General features: G+C 63.1%; 17 protein-coding genes. 5 read left to right on the top strand and 12 right to left on the bottom strand.

The features are described from left to right. The first annotated feature begins 29 nt into the window (after positions 1 to 29). The gene (locus tag J3D46_RS06240) at positions 30 to 1,532 is read left to right on the top strand and encodes an MFS transporter (protein ID WP_253465788.1); all 1,503 of its coding nucleotides are present in this window, start codon (positions 30 to 32) and stop codon (positions 1,530 to 1,532) included. Positions 1,533 to 1,691: 159 nt separating this feature from the next. Continuing rightward, on the top strand, positions 1,692 to 2,099 hold the full coding sequence (locus tag J3D46_RS06235) for a hypothetical protein (RefSeq protein ID WP_253465786.1): 408 nt from the start codon (positions 1,692 to 1,694) through the stop codon (positions 2,097 to 2,099). Here J3D46_RS06235 and J3D46_RS06230 read toward each other — a convergent pair. The 6 genes from J3D46_RS06230 to J3D46_RS06205 all read right to left on the bottom strand — a co-directional run bounded on the left by J3D46_RS06230 (position 2,070) and on the right by J3D46_RS06205 (position 7,418). Continuing rightward, positions 2,070 to 2,879 carry a sigma-70 family RNA polymerase sigma factor gene (locus tag J3D46_RS06230; protein ID WP_253465784.1) on the bottom strand — a complete coding sequence of 270 codons (810 nt, stop codon included), beginning with the start codon at positions 2,877 to 2,879 and terminating at the stop codon, positions 2,070 to 2,072. The two genes, J3D46_RS06235 and J3D46_RS06230, sit on opposite strands and share 30 nt — an antisense overlap. A 166-nt stretch (positions 2,880 to 3,045) precedes the next feature. Next, a complete protein-coding gene (locus J3D46_RS06225) occupies positions 3,046 to 3,426 on the bottom strand; it encodes a RidA family protein (protein WP_231341414.1) in 381 nt (126 codons plus the stop codon). A gap of 32 nt (positions 3,427 to 3,458) precedes the next feature. Further along, a complete protein-coding gene (locus tag J3D46_RS06220; protein WP_305884636.1) occupies positions 3,459 to 4,223 on the bottom strand; it encodes an amino acid ABC transporter ATP-binding protein in 765 nt (254 codons plus the stop codon). Then, positions 4,223 to 5,146 carry an amino acid ABC transporter permease gene (locus tag J3D46_RS06215; RefSeq protein ID WP_231341413.1) on the bottom strand — a complete coding sequence of 308 codons (924 nt, stop codon included), beginning with the start codon at positions 5,144 to 5,146 and terminating at the stop codon, positions 4,223 to 4,225. Before J3D46_RS06215 ends, J3D46_RS06220 begins: the two co-directional genes overlap by 1 nt. Before the next feature lie 44 nt (positions 5,147 to 5,190). Continuing rightward, complete coding sequence (locus J3D46_RS06210; RefSeq protein ID WP_231341412.1) at positions 5,191 to 6,120, bottom strand: ABC transporter substrate-binding protein; 930 nt, start codon at positions 6,118 to 6,120, stop codon at positions 5,191 to 5,193. Further along, on the bottom strand, positions 6,120 to 7,418 hold the full coding sequence (locus tag J3D46_RS06205) for an alpha-hydroxy acid oxidase (RefSeq protein WP_253465781.1): 1,299 nt from the start codon (positions 7,416 to 7,418) through the stop codon (positions 6,120 to 6,122). The genes J3D46_RS06210 and J3D46_RS06205 overlap by 1 nt, the downstream gene beginning before the upstream one ends. Before the next feature lie 128 nt (positions 7,419 to 7,546). Between J3D46_RS06205 and J3D46_RS06200 the strand changes: the two genes are divergently transcribed. Continuing rightward, positions 7,547 to 9,226, top strand: coding sequence for a CdaR family transcriptional regulator (locus J3D46_RS06200; RefSeq protein WP_253465779.1), 1,680 nt, complete (start codon positions 7,547 to 7,549; stop codon positions 9,224 to 9,226). A gap of 28 nt (positions 9,227 to 9,254) precedes the next feature. On the opposite strand, the gene J3D46_RS06195 is transcribed toward J3D46_RS06200, so the two are convergent. From J3D46_RS06195 to J3D46_RS06180, 4 genes are all read right to left on the bottom strand, one after another. Further along, positions 9,255 to 11,609 carry a glycoside hydrolase family 65 protein gene (locus tag J3D46_RS06195; RefSeq protein WP_231341409.1) on the bottom strand — a complete coding sequence of 785 codons (2,355 nt, stop codon included), beginning with the start codon at positions 11,607 to 11,609 and terminating at the stop codon, positions 9,255 to 9,257. Positions 11,610 to 11,639: 30 nt separating this feature from the next. After that, a complete protein-coding gene (locus J3D46_RS06190; protein ID WP_253465777.1) occupies positions 11,640 to 12,365 on the bottom strand; it encodes an HAD family phosphatase in 726 nt (241 codons plus the stop codon). A gap of 14 nt (positions 12,366 to 12,379) precedes the next feature. Beyond that, on the bottom strand, positions 12,380 to 13,381 hold the full coding sequence (locus J3D46_RS06185) for a LacI family DNA-binding transcriptional regulator (protein WP_231341407.1): 1,002 nt from the start codon (positions 13,379 to 13,381) through the stop codon (positions 12,380 to 12,382). Positions 13,382 to 13,630: 249 nt separating this feature from the next. Then, positions 13,631 to 14,254 (bottom strand): alpha/beta hydrolase, encoded by a 624-nt coding sequence (locus J3D46_RS06180; RefSeq protein ID WP_253465775.1) that lies wholly within the window; start codon positions 14,252 to 14,254, stop codon positions 13,631 to 13,633. Positions 14,255 to 14,280: 26 nt separating this feature from the next. Here J3D46_RS06180 and J3D46_RS06175 point away from each other — a divergent pair, with 26 nt between their 5' ends. Together J3D46_RS06175 and J3D46_RS06170 are read left to right on the top strand one after the other, a co-directional pair. Further along, positions 14,281 to 14,742, top strand: a complete 462-nt coding sequence (locus tag J3D46_RS06175) for a helix-turn-helix transcriptional regulator (protein ID WP_231341406.1) — start codon at positions 14,281 to 14,283, stop codon at positions 14,740 to 14,742. Positions 14,743 to 14,752: 10 nt separating this feature from the next. After that, positions 14,753 to 15,154, top strand: a complete 402-nt coding sequence (locus tag J3D46_RS06170; RefSeq protein ID WP_159704170.1) for a VOC family protein — start codon at positions 14,753 to 14,755, stop codon at positions 15,152 to 15,154. A gap of 19 nt (positions 15,155 to 15,173) precedes the next feature. Here the strand turns inward: J3D46_RS06170 and J3D46_RS06165 are convergent, their stop codons facing one another. After that, positions 15,174 to 16,331: a glutamate--cysteine ligase gene (locus tag J3D46_RS06165; protein WP_374110767.1), complete on the bottom strand. Its 1,158-nt coding sequence runs from the start codon at positions 16,329 to 16,331 to the stop codon at positions 15,174 to 15,176. A gap of 33 nt (positions 16,332 to 16,364) precedes the next feature. Continuing rightward, positions 16,365 to 16,820, bottom strand: a complete 456-nt coding sequence (locus J3D46_RS06160; protein WP_231343394.1) for a hypothetical protein — start codon at positions 16,818 to 16,820, stop codon at positions 16,365 to 16,367. Between the last annotated feature and the right edge of the window lie 120 nt (positions 16,821 to 16,940).

Raw genomic sequence — 16,940 nt, 5'->3', positions numbered from 1 at the left:
GTATTACTACTTTCAAGAATGGGTGACGCGTGGCATCGCAACTACTGGAGACATCGGGCGGACAAGCCCAAGCAAACACACCAGCCCCACCGGGCGGTAAAGGCAACATCGGCTGGCGGGCCCTACCCTTCCTGGCCCTCGCCCAGTTCATGGTGGTCCTGGATGGCACCATCGTGAACCTGGCACTCCCCCGCCTCCAGATGGAAATGGGCATCAGCGATTCCACCCGCTCCTGGGTGGTCACTGCGTACGCCCTCGTCTTCGGCGCCTTCCTCCTCTTGGGCGGACGGATCTCCGATTTCTGGGGACGGAAGCGGACCTTCATCACGGCCTCGGCAGGCTTCGCGGTGGCATCACTCATCGGCGGACTGGCCCAGCAGCCCTGGGAACTCATCGGGGCCCGCGCACTTCAGGGCATCTTCGCTGCCCTCCTCGCGCCGGCGGCCCTGGCACTCCTGACGGTAGCCTTCCCCGGTGGCAAGGACCGCGGCACAGCCTTCGCCATCTTCGGCTCCATCAGCGGCGTCGGTGCAGCGGTGGGAGTTCTGCTGGGCGGCTTCCTCACCGAATTTGTCTCGTGGCGGTGGTGCTTCTTCGTCAACGTACCTATCGCGGTCATCGCGCTGATCGGCGTGTGGACCTTGGTGGGCGAAAGCAAAGCGGGAGGCTCCACCAAATACGACTGGCCCGGCGTCGTCCTTGCCGCCTTGGGCCTGGGCTCATTGGTCTACGGCTTCGCCAACGCCGAACACGGCTGGGGTGCGGTGGAATCGTGGGGCTTCATTGCGGCAGGTGCGCTGTTGCTGGTACTTTTCGTCGCCGTCGAACGCAAGGTCAAGAACCCGCTGCTTCCGTTGCGCGTCGCCACCGAGCGTAACCGCGCCGCTGCATTCCTGGCGTCCTTCCTTGCCGGAGCAGTGCTGATCGGCGGCATCCTGTTCATCAACTTCTACCTCCAGATCGTTCTGGGCTTCGCCCCGTTCGCGGCCGGAATCGCATCCCTGCCCATGACGGTGGTGCTGATCATCACGGCGGGCGTTGCGGCGAAGAACCTGCCCCGACTGGGCGCCAAGGTCCCCAGCGCAGTGGGTCCGGTCTTCATGGCCGCAGCCATGCTGTGGCTCACTCAGGTCACGCCGGATGGGACGTACGCGGTGAACATGCTGCCTGCGTTGATCCTCATGGGCATCGGATTGGGCCTGGTCTTCGTCCCCATGCAGAACCTGGCCCTTTTCGGTGTGGACAAGGACGACGCCGGGGTGGCCAGCGCCCTGGTCAACGCTTCGCAGCAGATCGGCGGATCGCTGGGCATTGCACTCTTCAGCGCCATAGCGGCTGCTACCACCGCGGCAGCGACCACTACGGCAGCTGGCGGCGGTCCCCTTACGGCGCTGACCTCGGGCTATTCAATGGTGTTCCTTTGGGCGGCCGGGGTGGCGGTTTTGATAACCCCACTCACACTCCTCCTGATCAGGATCGACCGCAGGAGCTTCAGCGGAACAAGCGATACCCCGCACGTTCACCTGGGCTGAACGATCGGCGTCGCCACCCTGTCCGGGTGGCGGCGCCCGCATCTTTAGTACGGCTCGGCGGATATCTCGCGTTAATATTGACATGACATAAGTCACATTCTGTAAGCTAATTTCAAAGTCAGGCATACGGCTTCCTTCGCCCTACCCGGGGAGGTCCCCATGGCCCCGAATTCACTCAAGGCCGAGAATCTCATGGCCCATGGCGTCGCGCTCTCGGCGGCCACCATCGCCAGGCGACGGGCAGCCGCTCAGCACGGCAACCATGGCGTGGCAAACAAGCCCGATGCCCTCCTCGGAGCGATTGCAGTCCGTCAGCTGTTCCACCGCTGGCCCTTGGTGCCATCCCGTGAACTGGAACGCATCCGCCACGTACTGATCCATTGCGATCAACTCGGTTCACCCGACACGCATCACTTATCCGAACCAGCGCAGGCGCTGCTGGACCTCATCAACTGCGAGTTGGAGCGTCGACGTGTGGCGGGGAATCAGGCGTCCGGAACGGCACCGGTCGGAGACGCAGTGGTGGCAGGACAGGCATCAGTCGCCCCGGACAAGGACGCCTCCTGAGGCTGGCTGGCCTTTGGCGTTGGCCCCCATGGAAACCTGAAGCTCCCTCAGTTCCGCCAGGACTGCTGAACAGTGGTGACAGTGATCCGCGTGCTGCCTGATTCTGGCCTGCGCATTTCCGCTCAAGCCGTTGCGGACGTACCTGCCGAAATGCTTCAGATATTGTGCGCAGGACTGGATGGTGGGCTCGCCCACATGCTTCTGCAGGTACCTTTGCAGGAGCCCCTCGCGTGCACGCAGGGCCAACGCGGACACGGCGTTCGGGGTCAGCCCCAGCAACGGGCCGGCTTGTGCCGGCTTGAGACCCTCAACGTCCACATACCAGAGCACATCCTGCCAGCGCCGGGGAAGATCACGGAAGGCCTGCACCAAAATGATGGTCTCGTGGGTCCCCAGGACGTGATCGTCACCGGCAAAGGCCAGGGCATCCATCGCGCTGGAGTCAGTGAGAACCAGCCGGGCGGACGTCTGGTTCTTTCGGTGGGCCATCCTGCGGATGGTGGTCAGGAGGTAGGGCCGGAACGACTCCACAGGACCCTTGCCCTTAATGGTCGCTTGGAAGACGGCGGCAAAAGCTTCACCCACTACGTCTGCGGCGTCAAAGGGGTTGTCTGATTCCGCGCGGGCCACGAAACTTCCCACCCGCCGGTACCGGATGAACAGTTCCCCGAAGGCTGCAACATCACCTCCCCGCACCAACGCCAACAGCTGTTGGTCGCTCAGTGGTTCTGCGGAAGCCGGGTCACCACCGTTTGGGCAGGGCGTCGTTTGGACTGCCATAACGGGCCTTTCAAGGGATGGAGAAGCCTGGACGGAGCTGCCGGGATTGAGGTGATGCGGGCAGTGTCGTGGGCGCAGTCAAGGAAGGCCCCGCCCAAATACGCTGTGACATGCATCGGACGGGGCCGCGTGAAGGTGTTGGGACGTTCCTGCGGGGTCGCGGTTGTTACGGGATGGCCGCCACGACGTCGATCTCCACCAGGAAGTCACCCAGGAACGAACCAACGGTGGTCCGCGCCGGGTAAGGAGCCACGACGTACTTTTCATAGATGGCGTTGAAGCCCTCGAAGTCGCGCCCCGGGTGGTGCAGGTGCACGGTCGCCTTAACCACGTGGGAGAAGTCCAGACCGTGGGCACCCAGGACCTCACCCAGGTTCTTCATGGCCTGGATGGTTTGTTCCTCGATGGTGATCCCGACGCGTTCGTCCGTCATGGGGTCGTGCGGGGTCTGGCCTGCGGTGAAAAGGAATCCGTTGGCCACGATGGCCTGGGAGTAGGGACCGGCCGGGCTGGGTGCGAGGTCCGTGGTGACTTGGTGACGGGTCATGATGGTGATGCCTTTCGCGGTGCTTGGAGAACTTACAAAACCTTGGAGAGGAACGCCTTGGTGCGTTCGTGCTGCGGATCGCCCAGGACCTGCTCGGGCGGGCCGCTTTCCACCACCACGCCGCCGTCCATGAACACCACCTGATCGGCCACCTGCCGGGCGAAACCGAGTTCGTGCGTGACCACAACCATGGTCATTCCTGCTTCAGCCAGGGACTTCATCACGTCCAGGACTTCGCCCACCAGTTCGGGGTCAAGAGCGGAGGTGGGCTCGTCGAAGAGCATCAGCTTGGGCTTCATGGCCAAGGCCCTGGCGATCGCAATGCGCTGCTGCTGCCCGCCGGAGAGCTCCTGGGGGTAGGAGTGCCCGCGGTCACCCAGGCCCACCCGGTCCAGCAGGGCCTGGGCTTCGACAACAACTTCACGCCGGGGCCGGCCAAGAACGTGCACGGGTGCCTCGATGATGTTCTCCAGCACGGTCATGTGCGGGAAGAGGTTGAAGCGTTGGAACACCATGCCGGCATTGAGCCGTGAGCGGGCCGTTTGGCGTTCCTTCATTTCGTAGAGCTTCCCGTTGCGCTCTGCGTAGCCCACCAGGTGCTCGTCCACGTAGAGCCGGCCGGCGTCAACCTTTTCGAGGTGGTTGATGCAGCGAAGGAACGTGGTCTTGCCGGAACCGGACGGACCGATCAGGCAGGTCACCGATCCCTTTTCAACCCTGAGGTCGATGCCTTTCAGGATTTCGATAACGCCGAAGTTCTTCCGGACTCCCCGGGCTTCCACCATGGCGGTAGTCATCATGCTGTCCTTGTCTTAGGCTTACGGATCCGTCGGGGTGCTGAGTCGAAGCCACGTCCGTAACGGCGTTCAAGTTTGTTTTGGAAGAAGCTCAGGACAGTGGTCATGAGCAGGTACCAGAGGCTGGCCACAATGAGCAGCGGGATGGTCTGGTAGTTGTTCGCGTAGATGATCTGGGCCGAGTAGAGCAGGTCCGAAATCGCCAGGACACTCACCAGGGACGTGCCCTTCAGCATCGAGATGACCTGGTTGCCGGTGGGCGGAAGGACCACCCGCATGGCCTGGGGCAGGATGACCCGGTTCATCAGCTTGCCACCGCTCATTCCCAAGGCACGGGCTGCATCGTACTGGCCCTTATCCACGGAGCCGATGCCGCCGCGGATAATCTCGGCCATGTACGCGGCCTCGTTCAGGGACAATCCCAGGAGCGCAGCCCCCAGCGGTGAGATCAGCACGTTGGCCGAGCCCAGGACCATGGACGGTCCCCCGAACGGAAGACCGAAGGCGATCACCGGGTAAAGGGCTGCAATGTTGTACCAAAAGATCAGCTGGACCAGCAGCGGCGTACCGCGGAAGAACCAGATGTAGGCACGGCTGATGGTGCTCAGGATCGGGTTGTCGGAAAGCCGCATGATGGCCAGCAGCGTACCCAGGGCTATGCCGACGGTCATGGACACCACTGTCAGCACGATTGTCAGTCCGGCGCCGGCAAGAATCTGCGGGGCGAACAGGTAGGACACCACGACGTCCCAGCGGTAACGCTCGTTCACCGCCACATCCCAGGCGGCGCTCAGCGCAACAAGGATGAGGACGATGGCCAGGGCCAAGCGGACCGGGTGCTTCAGGGGCACTACGGGAATCGAATCTCCGGAAGCCGCTGTCGCCGGCTCCTTGGTGTCAGGGACTGGGGGTTGATTGTGCATTGCCGTCACCTCTTTGCTGGTGGAATTCATTACTGTGTATTCCGCTACTGGGCGAAGTTGACGCGGGCGTCGGTGATGGCGCTGGTCTCCAGGCCGTACTTACCGAGGACCTTGATGTAGGACTCGCTCTTGATCACGACGTCCAGGGCGGCGGAAACGGACTTCACCAAGCCGGATTCCTTAGGCATCCCCACCCCTACGGGAGCGAACTCGTACGTACGGGCAACCTCGATCTGCGGGTTCTGGGTAGCTGCGTAATTGAGGATGGGCGAGTCAGCCAATACCGTATCCAGCCGTCCGCTGGTCAGTGCGGAGATTGCCTGCCGGGTGTCCTGGAATTCGCTCTTCTGGATGGCTTCCTTGCCGGCCGCGACGCACGCTTCGTCGTATGAAGGAACGTTGACGGTCAGCTGGTACGAGCCCGTGAGGAGTCCTACCTTCTTTCCACACAGTGCGTTCTCGTCCTTGATGCCTGCCGGGTTGCCCTTGGGAACAGCGATCGCGTTACCGATTTGCATGTAGTCAACGAAGTCCAGGACTTCCATGCGCTTTTCAGTGGGGGTCATGGAGGAGACCGTCATGTCGTAGCGGTCGGCTGCAAGGCCGGGAATGATGGAGTCGAAGTTTGCCACCTGGATGTCCACTTTGACACCCAATGCCTCGCCGATGAGACGGGCCACATCCGGATTGGTTCCGGTCATTTCCTGCGTGCCTTCGCGGTAGAACTGCGTTGGCGGTTCGTTGGTGGGGATGGCCACGCGCAGGACCTTGGAAGCCTTGATGGACTCCGGAAGAAGGTCGACGGCGGCTTGGTTGACTTCCAGCGCGGGGACGCCGGTCCCCGCTGCGGCTGCGTCGCCGGACGGGTTCGACGCCGATGCGTTGCCGGTGGGGCTGCATGCCGTCACTGCCAGCATGAGCGCTGCCGTGACGACGACGGTGGGTAAGCCGAGTTTGGCAGGCAAGTTCTTCATCAGGGGGTCCTCATTTCTTCGAGGCCCGAAGGGGCCCCAGGGATTAGGTTGGGTTGGGTGCGGGTGAACGCTTCGTTGCGGTGCCGGATCAAGTCCCGGCCTTCGGTACGCAGTTCCTTGATGGTGGATACTCCGAGGAGCATCATGGTGCGGGTCATTTCGGCCCGGAACATTTTTAGGACGTGGGCAACGCCCGCTTCACTGGCCGCAGCCAGCCCGTAAAGGTAGGGGCGGCCGATGGAGCAGGCATCCGCGCCCAGCGCCAACGCCTTGACCACGTCCGAACCCCGGCGGATTCCGCCGTCGACAATGATTTCCATCCGGCCGGCGGTCCTCTCAACGATGTCCGCGAGGACATCCAGTGGAGCAGCCATGTGGTCCAGCTGCCGTCCGCCGTGGTTACTGACCTGGATGGCGTCGATTCCCATGGCAGCTGCCAGCGCGGCGTCGTTCGCGTTCACAACGCCCTTCAGCACGATGGGACCGTTCCAGCGATCCCGCAGGTCCCTGATATCGTCCCAATCGGTGGGCTCATAGGAACCGGCAAGCAGCGTGCGCCACATGTCCGGCGAGCTGGCCAGTGGGCCCTCAGGCACCTCGGCGTCCAGGTTGGGGAAGGCGATCGCGTCATTGGCCAGGAATCCCAGCGCCCACGCGGGGTGCAACATTCCCTCCACAACCGTCTTCGGCTTGATGGACGGCGGGGCGGTAAATCCGTTGCGGTAATCGCGCTCGCGGTGTCCTATGGCCCGGCAATCGACATTGACCAGCAGAGCTTCGTAGCCGGCGTTGGATACCCGGTCCAGGACGGCCTGCAGGAGGCCCTTGTCCGAGGTGGGTTCCAGGTTGAACCATCGGCGAAGTCCCGGTGCCGCCGCGCTGACGTCTTCCATGGTGGTGGTGCTCAGGTGGGCCAGGCCGTACGGAATACCTTCGGCGAGCGCTGCACGGGCGACGGCGGACTCGCCCTGCGGGTGGAACAGCCGGGTACCGCCTGTGGGTGAGAGGGTCACCGGCATCGAAACGGGTCCGCCCAGGAGGGTTGAGCTGAGGTCCAGGTTCTCCACGGAGCCCCATTTGGGGAGGAAGGACCAATCGTCGAACGATGAGCGGTTGCGGCGCAGCGACACCTCGTCCTCGCCGCCACCTTCGATGTATTCGAAGATGCTCTTGGGCAGGCGCTTGGCCGCCAGCTTCCGCATGTCCTCCACGCTGTAGCACTTACGCGACAGGCGCTCCGAGACGGATCGGGCCGGTCCCTGCACCGAGGCGAGCGCCTTGATGTCCTTGAGTTTCATGGTGTGTCCTCTGCGTTCCTGCTGGGGTTACCCTCCCAGCTCCTTTCCCAATAGTGACGCAGATCTCCATCTCTCTATATGTGAATTCCTCTATAAGATAGGAATCCCTCTTGTGATAACGTCCATTCATGGACCAAGCAGCGCCGCTTCCCGATCCTCAACAGGCCGAGCGTTCCCAGTCAGGGATGCAGCAATCCGTGGTGCGGTTGTCCGACTGCATCCAACTCATGCAGGCGGACCTGGTGCACGCCAATCCCACACCGGAGAACCTGGGGCACCCCGTTTCTGACGTACTGATGTACGACCCCCTGGATAACTGGTCCAGTGTGGGCGACCGCATCATCCTGGCGGTCGGATGCACCTTCGGGTCCCCGGATTTCGATCAACTCCTCCACAGGGCGGCGAACAGCAACGCGGCTGCAGTGATCGTCAAGGCACATGGCGCAAAGATGGAGCAGCTGCGTTCTGCTGCGGTTGGTTACAGCCTGTCCGTGCTCGTCGCCCCTGATACCGCGGACTGGACGCGGTTGGTGGCACTGGCCAGGGCATCGGTGATGGGTGCGGCAGCGGATTCAGTCTCAGGGGTACGGCTCGGTGACCTCTACGCCTTCGCCAACGCCGCGGCCTCCATCACCAACGGCGCCGCCAGCATAGTAGATCCGCTCGGCCGCATCCTTGGCTATTCCACCTTGCCGGGCCAGCCCATCGATGAGCTCAGGCGCATCACCACGCTCACCCTGCAGGAGACCACCCAACCGGCTTTCGACCAGGACTTCAAGATCGTCTACGCAGCCCCGGGAGCGGTGCTGGTGCCGGCGCCCGACGACGGCATGGCCCGCCTTGCGCTGGCCGTCCGGGCCGGCGGTGAGCTGCTGGGTTCCGTCTGGATCATCGACCCTGGTGAGGAGAAACGCGCCACCGCGTTGAACGCACTGGACCGGATGGCGCCCTTGGCCGGGTTGCACATGCTCCACGCGCGCTCGGCCTCGGACTTTGGCGAGCGACGCAATGCCGACCTCATCCGGACCCTCATGGATGACACTCCGCACGCATCGTTTGCTGCTGCCCAACTGGGCCTGGACACAGCCAACGGCCTGGCCGTGGCAGCCTTTTCCATAGTCCGGCCGGAGACCGGAAGCCTTGAATCAGTGCGTGACATCCATCGCCTGCTGCACCTTGTAACCACTGTGTGCAATGTGCAGTTCGGCACCAGCCACAGCGCCTTGATCGGGTCTGTGGTCTACGCACTGCTCCCCTGCAACGGGACCTCACCGCGGGCACTGCACGGACGGATCATCCAGGAAATTGAGGCGTACTCGCATACCATCAGCTCCTTCCCGGTCATCGCCACCGTGGGAGGCATCGCCGAAAGCATCGAGGGCCTTGCCCGATCCAGGTCCGAGGCCATGCAAACCCTGCACCACCTGCTGAACCTCCAGTCACGGGAGAACAAGGCACGCGGGATAAAAGCGCCGGGCATTGCACTTTTTGAAGACTTTCAAATACCGCTGGACCTGCTGAAAATCGGCGCGTTCATTGAAGACAACGGGCTGGGCGGCTCGGACGGGATCGCCAGGATCCAGGCCCGCGACGCCGAGCAGCAAACAGATTACCTCGAAACCCTCCGGGCCTATCTGGCGTCCAACGGCAACATCTCCGCCATGGCCACCCAACTCCATGTACACAACAACACCGTCCGCTACCGCGTGGCCCGCCTGGCCGAGGACTTCAACCTGGACCTGGCGGACCCGCAGAAACGGCTGTGGTTGTGGCTGCGCCTGACCACCATGGACCTCGCGGCCAAGTAGCCGCCAAGTAGCCCCGCGAAGGCGGGACTTAACGGATGATCGGGAGGCCCGCCGTCGGGAAGACGCTGGGGAAGATCGACGGCGGCGGGACCGGTACGGTTTCCAGCGGCACCGTCACGGTGTCCGCGCCGACTGTAACGTGGTGGTCCCGCACGTTCAGGCGCAGCGGCTCGTCGCTGTAGTCCGGTCCGCCTGCGAGTGTGAGCGCGATGGAACCTTGCGAAAGATCCACGGCCAGCAAGCGCCCCTGGACCTTGAGCCGGAAGGACAAACCCTCCCACTCCACGGGCAGACGCGGATCGAAGCGCAGCACCTCGCCCTGGTCCCGCATGCCCGCGAAACCGCACACCAAGGAGCTCCAGATTCCGCCGGTGGAGGCGATGTGGACGCCGTCGATCGTGTTGCCGTGGGAATTGTCGAGGTCGATGAACAGGGCGTCGGTGAAGTGCTTCAAGGCAACGTCGCCATACCCGACCTCGGCCGCCATGATGCCTTGGACGCACGCAGACAGGGTGGAGTCGCCGGTGGTGATGGGATCGTAGAAGTCAAAGGCGCGCTGCTTTTCCTCCGCCGTGAAGTCCTGCCACTGGAGGAACATCGCCAACACGGTATCGGCCTGCTTGAGGACCTGGTGCCGGTAGATCACCAACGGGTGGAAGTTCAGCAGCAACGGGTACTTGGACTTGGGAGTGTTCCAGTCCCATGGCTCCAGGGTCATGAAGTCGTTGTCCTGGCTGAACACTTCAAGGTGGGGGTCGTAAGGCAGTGACATGCGCTCGGCGGCCTGGCGCCACACCATCCGCTCGGTGTCGGCGATTCCCTCATCCTCCAGGGCGGCAGCGGCACGCAGGTTGAAACGCGCCATGACGTTTGTGTACAGGTTGTCGTTGACCACGGCCGTGTATTCATCCGGGCCGGTGACGCCGTGGATGTGGAACATGCCGTCCTTGCCGAAGAACCCCAGGGAGGCCCACATGCGTGCTGTTTCAATCAGCAGGTCGGCCCCCAGTTCGCCGCTGAAGGTGTCGTCGCCGCTGGCCCACTGGTACCGGTTGGCCGCGAAAGCGATGGCCGCGGCGATGTGGAACTGGGCAGTCCCGGCAGCGTAGTAGGCACTGGCCTCAAGCCCGTTGATGGTGCGCCACGGGAACAGTGCGCCATCAACGCTGAGCTCCTTGGCCCGCACCCGGGCATCCGGCAGCATGGCATGGCGGGATTCGAGCACCTTCCGGGCACCGCAGGGGTTGGTGTACGTCAGGTACGGCAGGAGGTAGACCTCCTGGTCCCAGAAGTAGTGGCCCTCATAGCCGGACCCGCTGACGCCCTTTGCCGGAATACCGGCCACCCCGGCACGTGCAGTGGCCTGCGCCAGCTGGAAGAGTCCCCAGCGAACGGCCTGCTGCATCTCGGGTTGGCCGCCGATGGAGATGTCGGCCGTGGTCCAGTACTGCTCGTAGTGCGCTTTGCTTTGCGCCAGGACCTCGGCGAAGGAAACGAGGTTGGCTTCCGCATCGGCGGCCAGGCTCTCGCCGCGGTCCTCGGCGTCGCTGGAGCCGGCCACGACGTAACTGACCGACTTCTCGACGCGGAAAGTGTCGCCGTCGTGGATTGCCAGGACATAGCGCACGGACGATTCGTCCTCAGCCACCAACGTCTCGAACGGCTGGCCTTCGGCAGAGATCCAGTGATCCACGGCCATGGCAACACGCTGTCGCGATTCGGAGGTCTCCCACGCCAGGCGGAGGGAACCGTCGGCTCCCTGCAGGTGCAAGGGCAACAGGACGCGGCCGGCGTGCCGGCCGGAGCGGCGCGGATCATGGACGGAGTGGTCCTCCACAGGCTGGTCCTGGCGGTTGACGACGCCGGAAGTGATGTCCGCGGACACGTCCCGGTCAGCTGTCAGCGACAGTTCCAAGCCAAGGCATCCGCGCGAATCGAACCCGACCGCACGGCGCTCCACCGTGGTGACCGTGGCACCTGAACGGCAGGCCCAGGTAATGCTTTCCTCGTAGACGCCTGTGGAGAAGTCCACGCTGCGGTGGTAGTCCACCACCGTGGACTCCGCCAGGCTCAGGGCCTCACCGTCAATGGACACCGTGAAATTGTTGGCGTCCGGCACGTAGACGATCCGCTGGCCCGTCCGGGCGAAGCCGTAAGCATTCTCGGCGTGCTTGATGTCCCAGATCTCATGGAAACCGTTGACGAACGTACCGGGAAGTTCGCTGTCCCCGGCCGTTGAATGCGAGCCACGGATACCAAGGTGGCCGTTGCCGAGCGCGAACAGCGTTTCCAGCGTTCCCTCGTCACCGGCGACGTGGATGTTTTCCACGAGCTTCCAGGGCTCGCAGGGGAAGCGCAGCCGATCGGAGCTGATGAGTGCCATGGGCTGTTGAAGTCCTTCGAAAAAGTAGGGTCAGAGAAGATCGTTGAGGTCGTCGACCACCAGCGTGGCGCCGGCGTCGAGCAAGGCCTGTCGGCCTGCTCCGCGGTCCACACCGATCACGGCGAAGAAGTTGGCACCGGCGCCGGCCTGCACGCCGGACACTGCGTCCTCCACCACGATGCATTCCTCCACGGGCACGCCCAGCAGGCTTGCTCCATAGACATACGTGGCCGGGTCCGGCTTACCGGGAAGTCCGACGGCGGCGGCCACCTGACCGTCGACGACAACCTCGAAGTGGTGGTCCAGGCCCGCGGCCTTCAGTACTGCGGGCGCGTTGCGGGAGGAGGACACCACAGCCACCTTGAGCCCCAACTCCACCGCCGCGTTGATGAATTTGACCGAGCCCTCGTACGGCTCGACGCCGCGGGAATTTACGATCTCATTGAAAATCGCGTTCTTCCGGTTGCCCAGGCCCTGCACCGTCTCGTTGTCGGGGTCGTCGTGGACCGGACCTTCGGGCAAGGTAATGCCACGGGAGGCCAGGAAATCCCGGACTCCGTCGAAGCGCGGCTTCCCGTCGATGTGATCGAAGTAGTCGCTCTCCTGGTAACCCTGCGGATGGCCCGCACCAGTCAGGTAGCCATCGAACAGCTCCTGCCACGCATGCTCGTGCACCACGGCAGTGGGCGTCAGCACGCCGTCGAGGTCGAACAGCAGCGCAGAGGCGCCCGTCCAGGCAGTACGAAGATCAGTCATGTGCAGTATTCCGTTCAGCGCTTGTGGCGCGTGGTTTTGCGTTCGATGAGCTTGGTATCGAGCAGGTGGTTGGTCGGTTGATGGGGAGTTTCGATATTCAGCAGGCGTTCACACAGCAGGTTTGCTGCGAAGGCGCCTTGGTCTGCGACGGGCTGCGCCACAGTGCTCAGGCCAAGGAACCCGCTCATGGGGTGGTCGTCCATACCGATCACGGACACGTTTTTGGGCACGGACAGGCCGTGTTCTCGCAGCGCAGTCAACACACCGAACGCGGCCTCATCACAGTGGGCAAACACTGCCGTGGGCCTTGCACCGCGGGCGACGAGTTCTGTCATTGCCCGCCGGCCGTCGTCGATGCTTGGCCCGGAACCCACCACAAAGTCCGGGTGGACGGTGAGGTGGTGTTCATCCAGCGCACGCCTGAAACCACGGAACCGTGGGGTCTCAGTCACAACGGGGTGCTCATTGCTCGAGAGAACGGCCAAGTCCCAATGGCCCAGCCCCAGCAGGTGTTGGGTGGCCTGCCAGGCCGCGTGTTCGTCATCGATACCTACATTGTCCCACGGAACATTTCCCATACCCACGCTGGCCACTGCCAGCCCGGACGCTTGCAACGCTTCCACCTCCGCGGCCGCGAGGTCAATATTGAGCAGGAGAAGCCCGTCCACCCGCTGGGCGAGGTTCTCCAACTCCCCAAAGACCTGCTTCCTCACGCTGGGTTTGTTGCGCAGGCTGATCAGGACTGTGTCATAGCCGCTGTCGCCGAAGACTTCTTCTGCTGCTTCCACTGCTTGGGCGAAGAACCAGGCCGTGGCCGTCGGTGCAACGATGGCCACCGATCCCGTGGTGCCGCCTGCCAGCCGTGACGCGGCAGCCGAGGCTTTGTAGCCAAGTTTGCTGGCGGCCTCCGCCACCTGTCGTTGTGCCTTTTCAGAAACATTGGGGAGCTTCCTGAGTGCCCGCGACACCGTGCAAATGGACAATCCGGAGAGGACGGCTACGTCCTGGATCGTCACCCTGTGAGTCCTAACCATGCAACACGGCCTCAACCCTTTCCATGCTCGCCTGACGCCTGGGGCGTGAGACCCCGACCGGGTCACCAGCCAAAAGTGTAAGCGCTTACAATTTTGTCATTCAATAGAGTGCAGTCGAATGCGATATTGTGACGCGAATCTCACCAAGGGCTTGATTCCGGAGCCCTGATGCCTTCTAATCCGGGCATTCCTTCCACGGTCCGGCAGCGGTCAGGCACCGTTCAGGACAGGTCAGGCACCGTTCAGGACGTAGTACTTCAGGAATGCACTGACATCCACCAACTCCGGCGCTTCGATCCTGTGCCCCATGCCCGGATAGCTTCGCGCGGTGAGGGCAACGTTGGCCTCCAACCACTCTTCGGTGTGGGCGATCGCGTCCTCGTTGATCACGGGGTCAGCCTTGTCCCGGCCCCAGAAGAACGGCGGCGGGGAATCGAAGGACTCACTCAGGGCGAGGAGGTCGTTGTCCAGGACGAAACCGGACAGGCCGACGGTGGCTTGGAAGGCGTGCGGCCGCAAACGCAGGAGGGTGCTGGCCATGGCCATACCCTGCGAGTAGCCCAGCAGGCTGACACTGCTGTGGTTGTCCTTGACGGAGTTGATCCAGTTGAACACCGAGTTGGTGGACGCGATGACGTCGGCGAAGTCGTTGGTCAGGAAGTAGTCCAGCAGGAACCATCCGTAGTGGTCGCCGATCACTTTGGGACCCCGAAGTGCGGCACACGCGAACTCGCCGGGCAGGTGCGGGAAGAGGTCCACCATGCGCTGTTCGCTGGTTCCATAACCGTGCATCATCACCAGCAGAGGAGTGTCCTTGCGCTGGCTTTCGGGCTTCGACCACACCACTGAATCCATGGTCACGAGCCTAGTAGACTGTCGCCATGACTCCGCAGGAACTGGCCAACCTGGCCCATCTGCGGCGCGCACGCGACTTCATCGATCGCGAGTATGCGCGTCCATTGGATGTGCCCACCATGGCCGCCGGCGCGCTCATGTCTCCTGCGCATTTCTCCCGCCAGTTCAAAGCCGCATACGGCGAATCCCCCTACAACTACCTCATGACCAGGCGGATCGAGCGGGCCATGGCCCTGCTTCGTGCGGGCACCAGCGTCACCGATGCCTGCATGGAAGTGGGCTGTACGTCGTTGGGTTCCTTCAGCGCACGCTTCACCGAAATCGTGGGCATCAACCCCAGCGAATACCGCTCCCGTGAACATCACGCGGTGAAAGCCATGCCCAATTGCATCGCCAAGCAACAAACCCGCCCTGAAAGAACCAGGAACAGTGACAGCAACAAAAACCTGAGCAGGATTGAAGAAGCGCCCACGTCACAGCTGCAATAGCGTGTGATTCATGAACATTTCATTGAAGTACGCACACGTCACAGTCAACGATGTCGATGAGTCGCTCGCCTTCTACCGGGACGCCCTGGGCATGGAAGTAAGGAACGACGTCGGCTCCGACGGCCAGCGCTGGGTCACCTTGGGCAGCGATGCCCAGCCTGACCTTGAACTGGTCCTGTCCCCTCCGCACGCCGGCCGCTCCCAGGCCGACGGCGACGCCATCCAGGAACTGCTGACCAAGGGCGTCATGCCGATGCTCGTGTTCAACACGGACGATCTGGACGGCACCTTTGAGAAGCTCCGCGCGTCCGGCGCCGAAGTACTCCAGGAACCGATCGACCAGCCGTGGGGTCCGCGCGACTGCGCCTTCCGCGATCCCTCGGGCAATATGATCCGCATCAACCAAGGCTGATTCAGGCGACGCCGGCCTGCTAGAGACTCAGCAGGCCGGCGTCGGACAGTTCACCGTCCTGGTGCGTCGACGCAATGGCGGCGGACACGACGTCGGACAATCGGCGCCGTTGACCGTACGCCTGGCGTTGCAGCCGCTCGCCGGTTCCGCGGCGCAAAATGTTCGCGACTCCAGCCCGCGCGAGCCCCAAGTCCCCGGCCTCGCTCAAGGCTTGGCGGACGTGTCGGAGCAGGGCGCCCACCACGTCCGCGGCGGGATAGGGCTGCTGCTCCAGCGGGTGGAGCAGCTGGTTGCTGACACCAAACCGGCTGGCTTTCCAGTTCGCCATACGAATCACGGGGGTCATGGTGCTCGACGGCGGCCCGCCGCTCCGCCATTCGGCGGCCGCTGTTTCCACCAGGGCACGCGCGATGACCGCAATGGTCAGTGCATCTTCGGCGTAGAGGCAGACGTCGGCGATCCTCACTTCAACCGTGGGGTGCCCCCTGGACAGCCGGGCATCGAAATAGATCATGCCTTCATCCAGCGGAACTCCCGTCTCCAGAAGCTCGGAAAGCACTGCCCGGTAGCCATCGGCGGAACCGAAAACGTCCATGGGTCCGGCCGTGGGCCACCTGTTCCAAATCTGGGTACGGTAGCTTGCAAAGCCGGTATCGGCCCCCATCCAGAACGGCGAGTTCGCACTCAACGCCAGGAGTACGGGCAGCCAATGGCGCATCCGGTCCAGGACTGCGACACCTTCCTCGGGCGACTCGATGGAGACGTGCACGTGGAAGCCGCAGGTGAGCTGCTCGCGCGCTATCAACCCAAACTCGTTGCCCATGGTGCTGTACCGCTGATTACCCAAGGTAGGCGTGGCATGAAAAACCGGGGGTGTGGCCAGCGCGGCAACCCGCGCACCCACGGCACTCGCGGCCTCGTCCGACATCGCCCGTCCGGCACGGATTTCAGCACGGAGCTCGGCCGCAGTTCTACAGGGGCGTGAATTGACCTCCACTTGCTCCTGCTTGAACTCCGATTTGAGCGTCGCTTCATCAGCGCCATACTCCCCGCGCCCGGCCTCCCCACTCCGAGGAGCTGCCACGTCCAGGACGTCGGCCGCCAGCGCCAACGGCAAGCCGTCCGAGGGATCCGAGATCAGCAGTTCCTCTTCAACACCAAACGTGCGCACAGCCACCCCTCCCCGCGATGAGTTATTCAGAGACGGCGGTCATCCAACGTGGCGTGGAACCTCCATTTGGAAACCGCAACGGCAATGCAGCACCTGCGTCTGCAAGTAGACCTCCAGGAGGCTGGGGCTTTCCGGATCATCGGTGGTCCGGGGGGCCTCAATCACCCGCTCGGCGGGACGCCCCAAGGTCATCGGATCGCCGCAATGGGTACAGCTGAACCAGAGTCCCGCTGCCGAAGTGGAAAGAAATTCCCGCTGGATCTCCGGTACCAATGACTCCAGGCGGACTGTGTGGGCATAGAACGTATCGCACTCGCTGCAGGTGTAGCTGACTTCGACAACCTCTGACTGATTCGCTTCCGCTTCCACCACCGTTTCCACAAAAATGTAGGAATCAGTGCCGCAAGCTGTGCACCAAGGACGTACCCCGGTCTCGGCAGTTGCGGGTTCTGTCTCTCGCGCAGGCTTCGGGACGGGCAGGGATCCAAGCGTCATTGCCATTCTCCTTTTAGTACTCCAAGGAGCCTGCATGCGGCACGCTGCGAGCCGGCCGAAAGCGGCCACGGCTAAAGGTGCAGTTCTTGGTCCATCCGGGATGGCACAACGTCATGAGAC

Origin of the sequence: Paenarthrobacter sp. A20 (assembly GCF_024168825.1) — a bacterium.
Taxonomy (GTDB): Bacteria; Actinomycetota; Actinomycetes; order Actinomycetales; family Micrococcaceae; genus Arthrobacter.
This window is presented reverse-complemented; position numbering and strand designations above follow the sequence as displayed.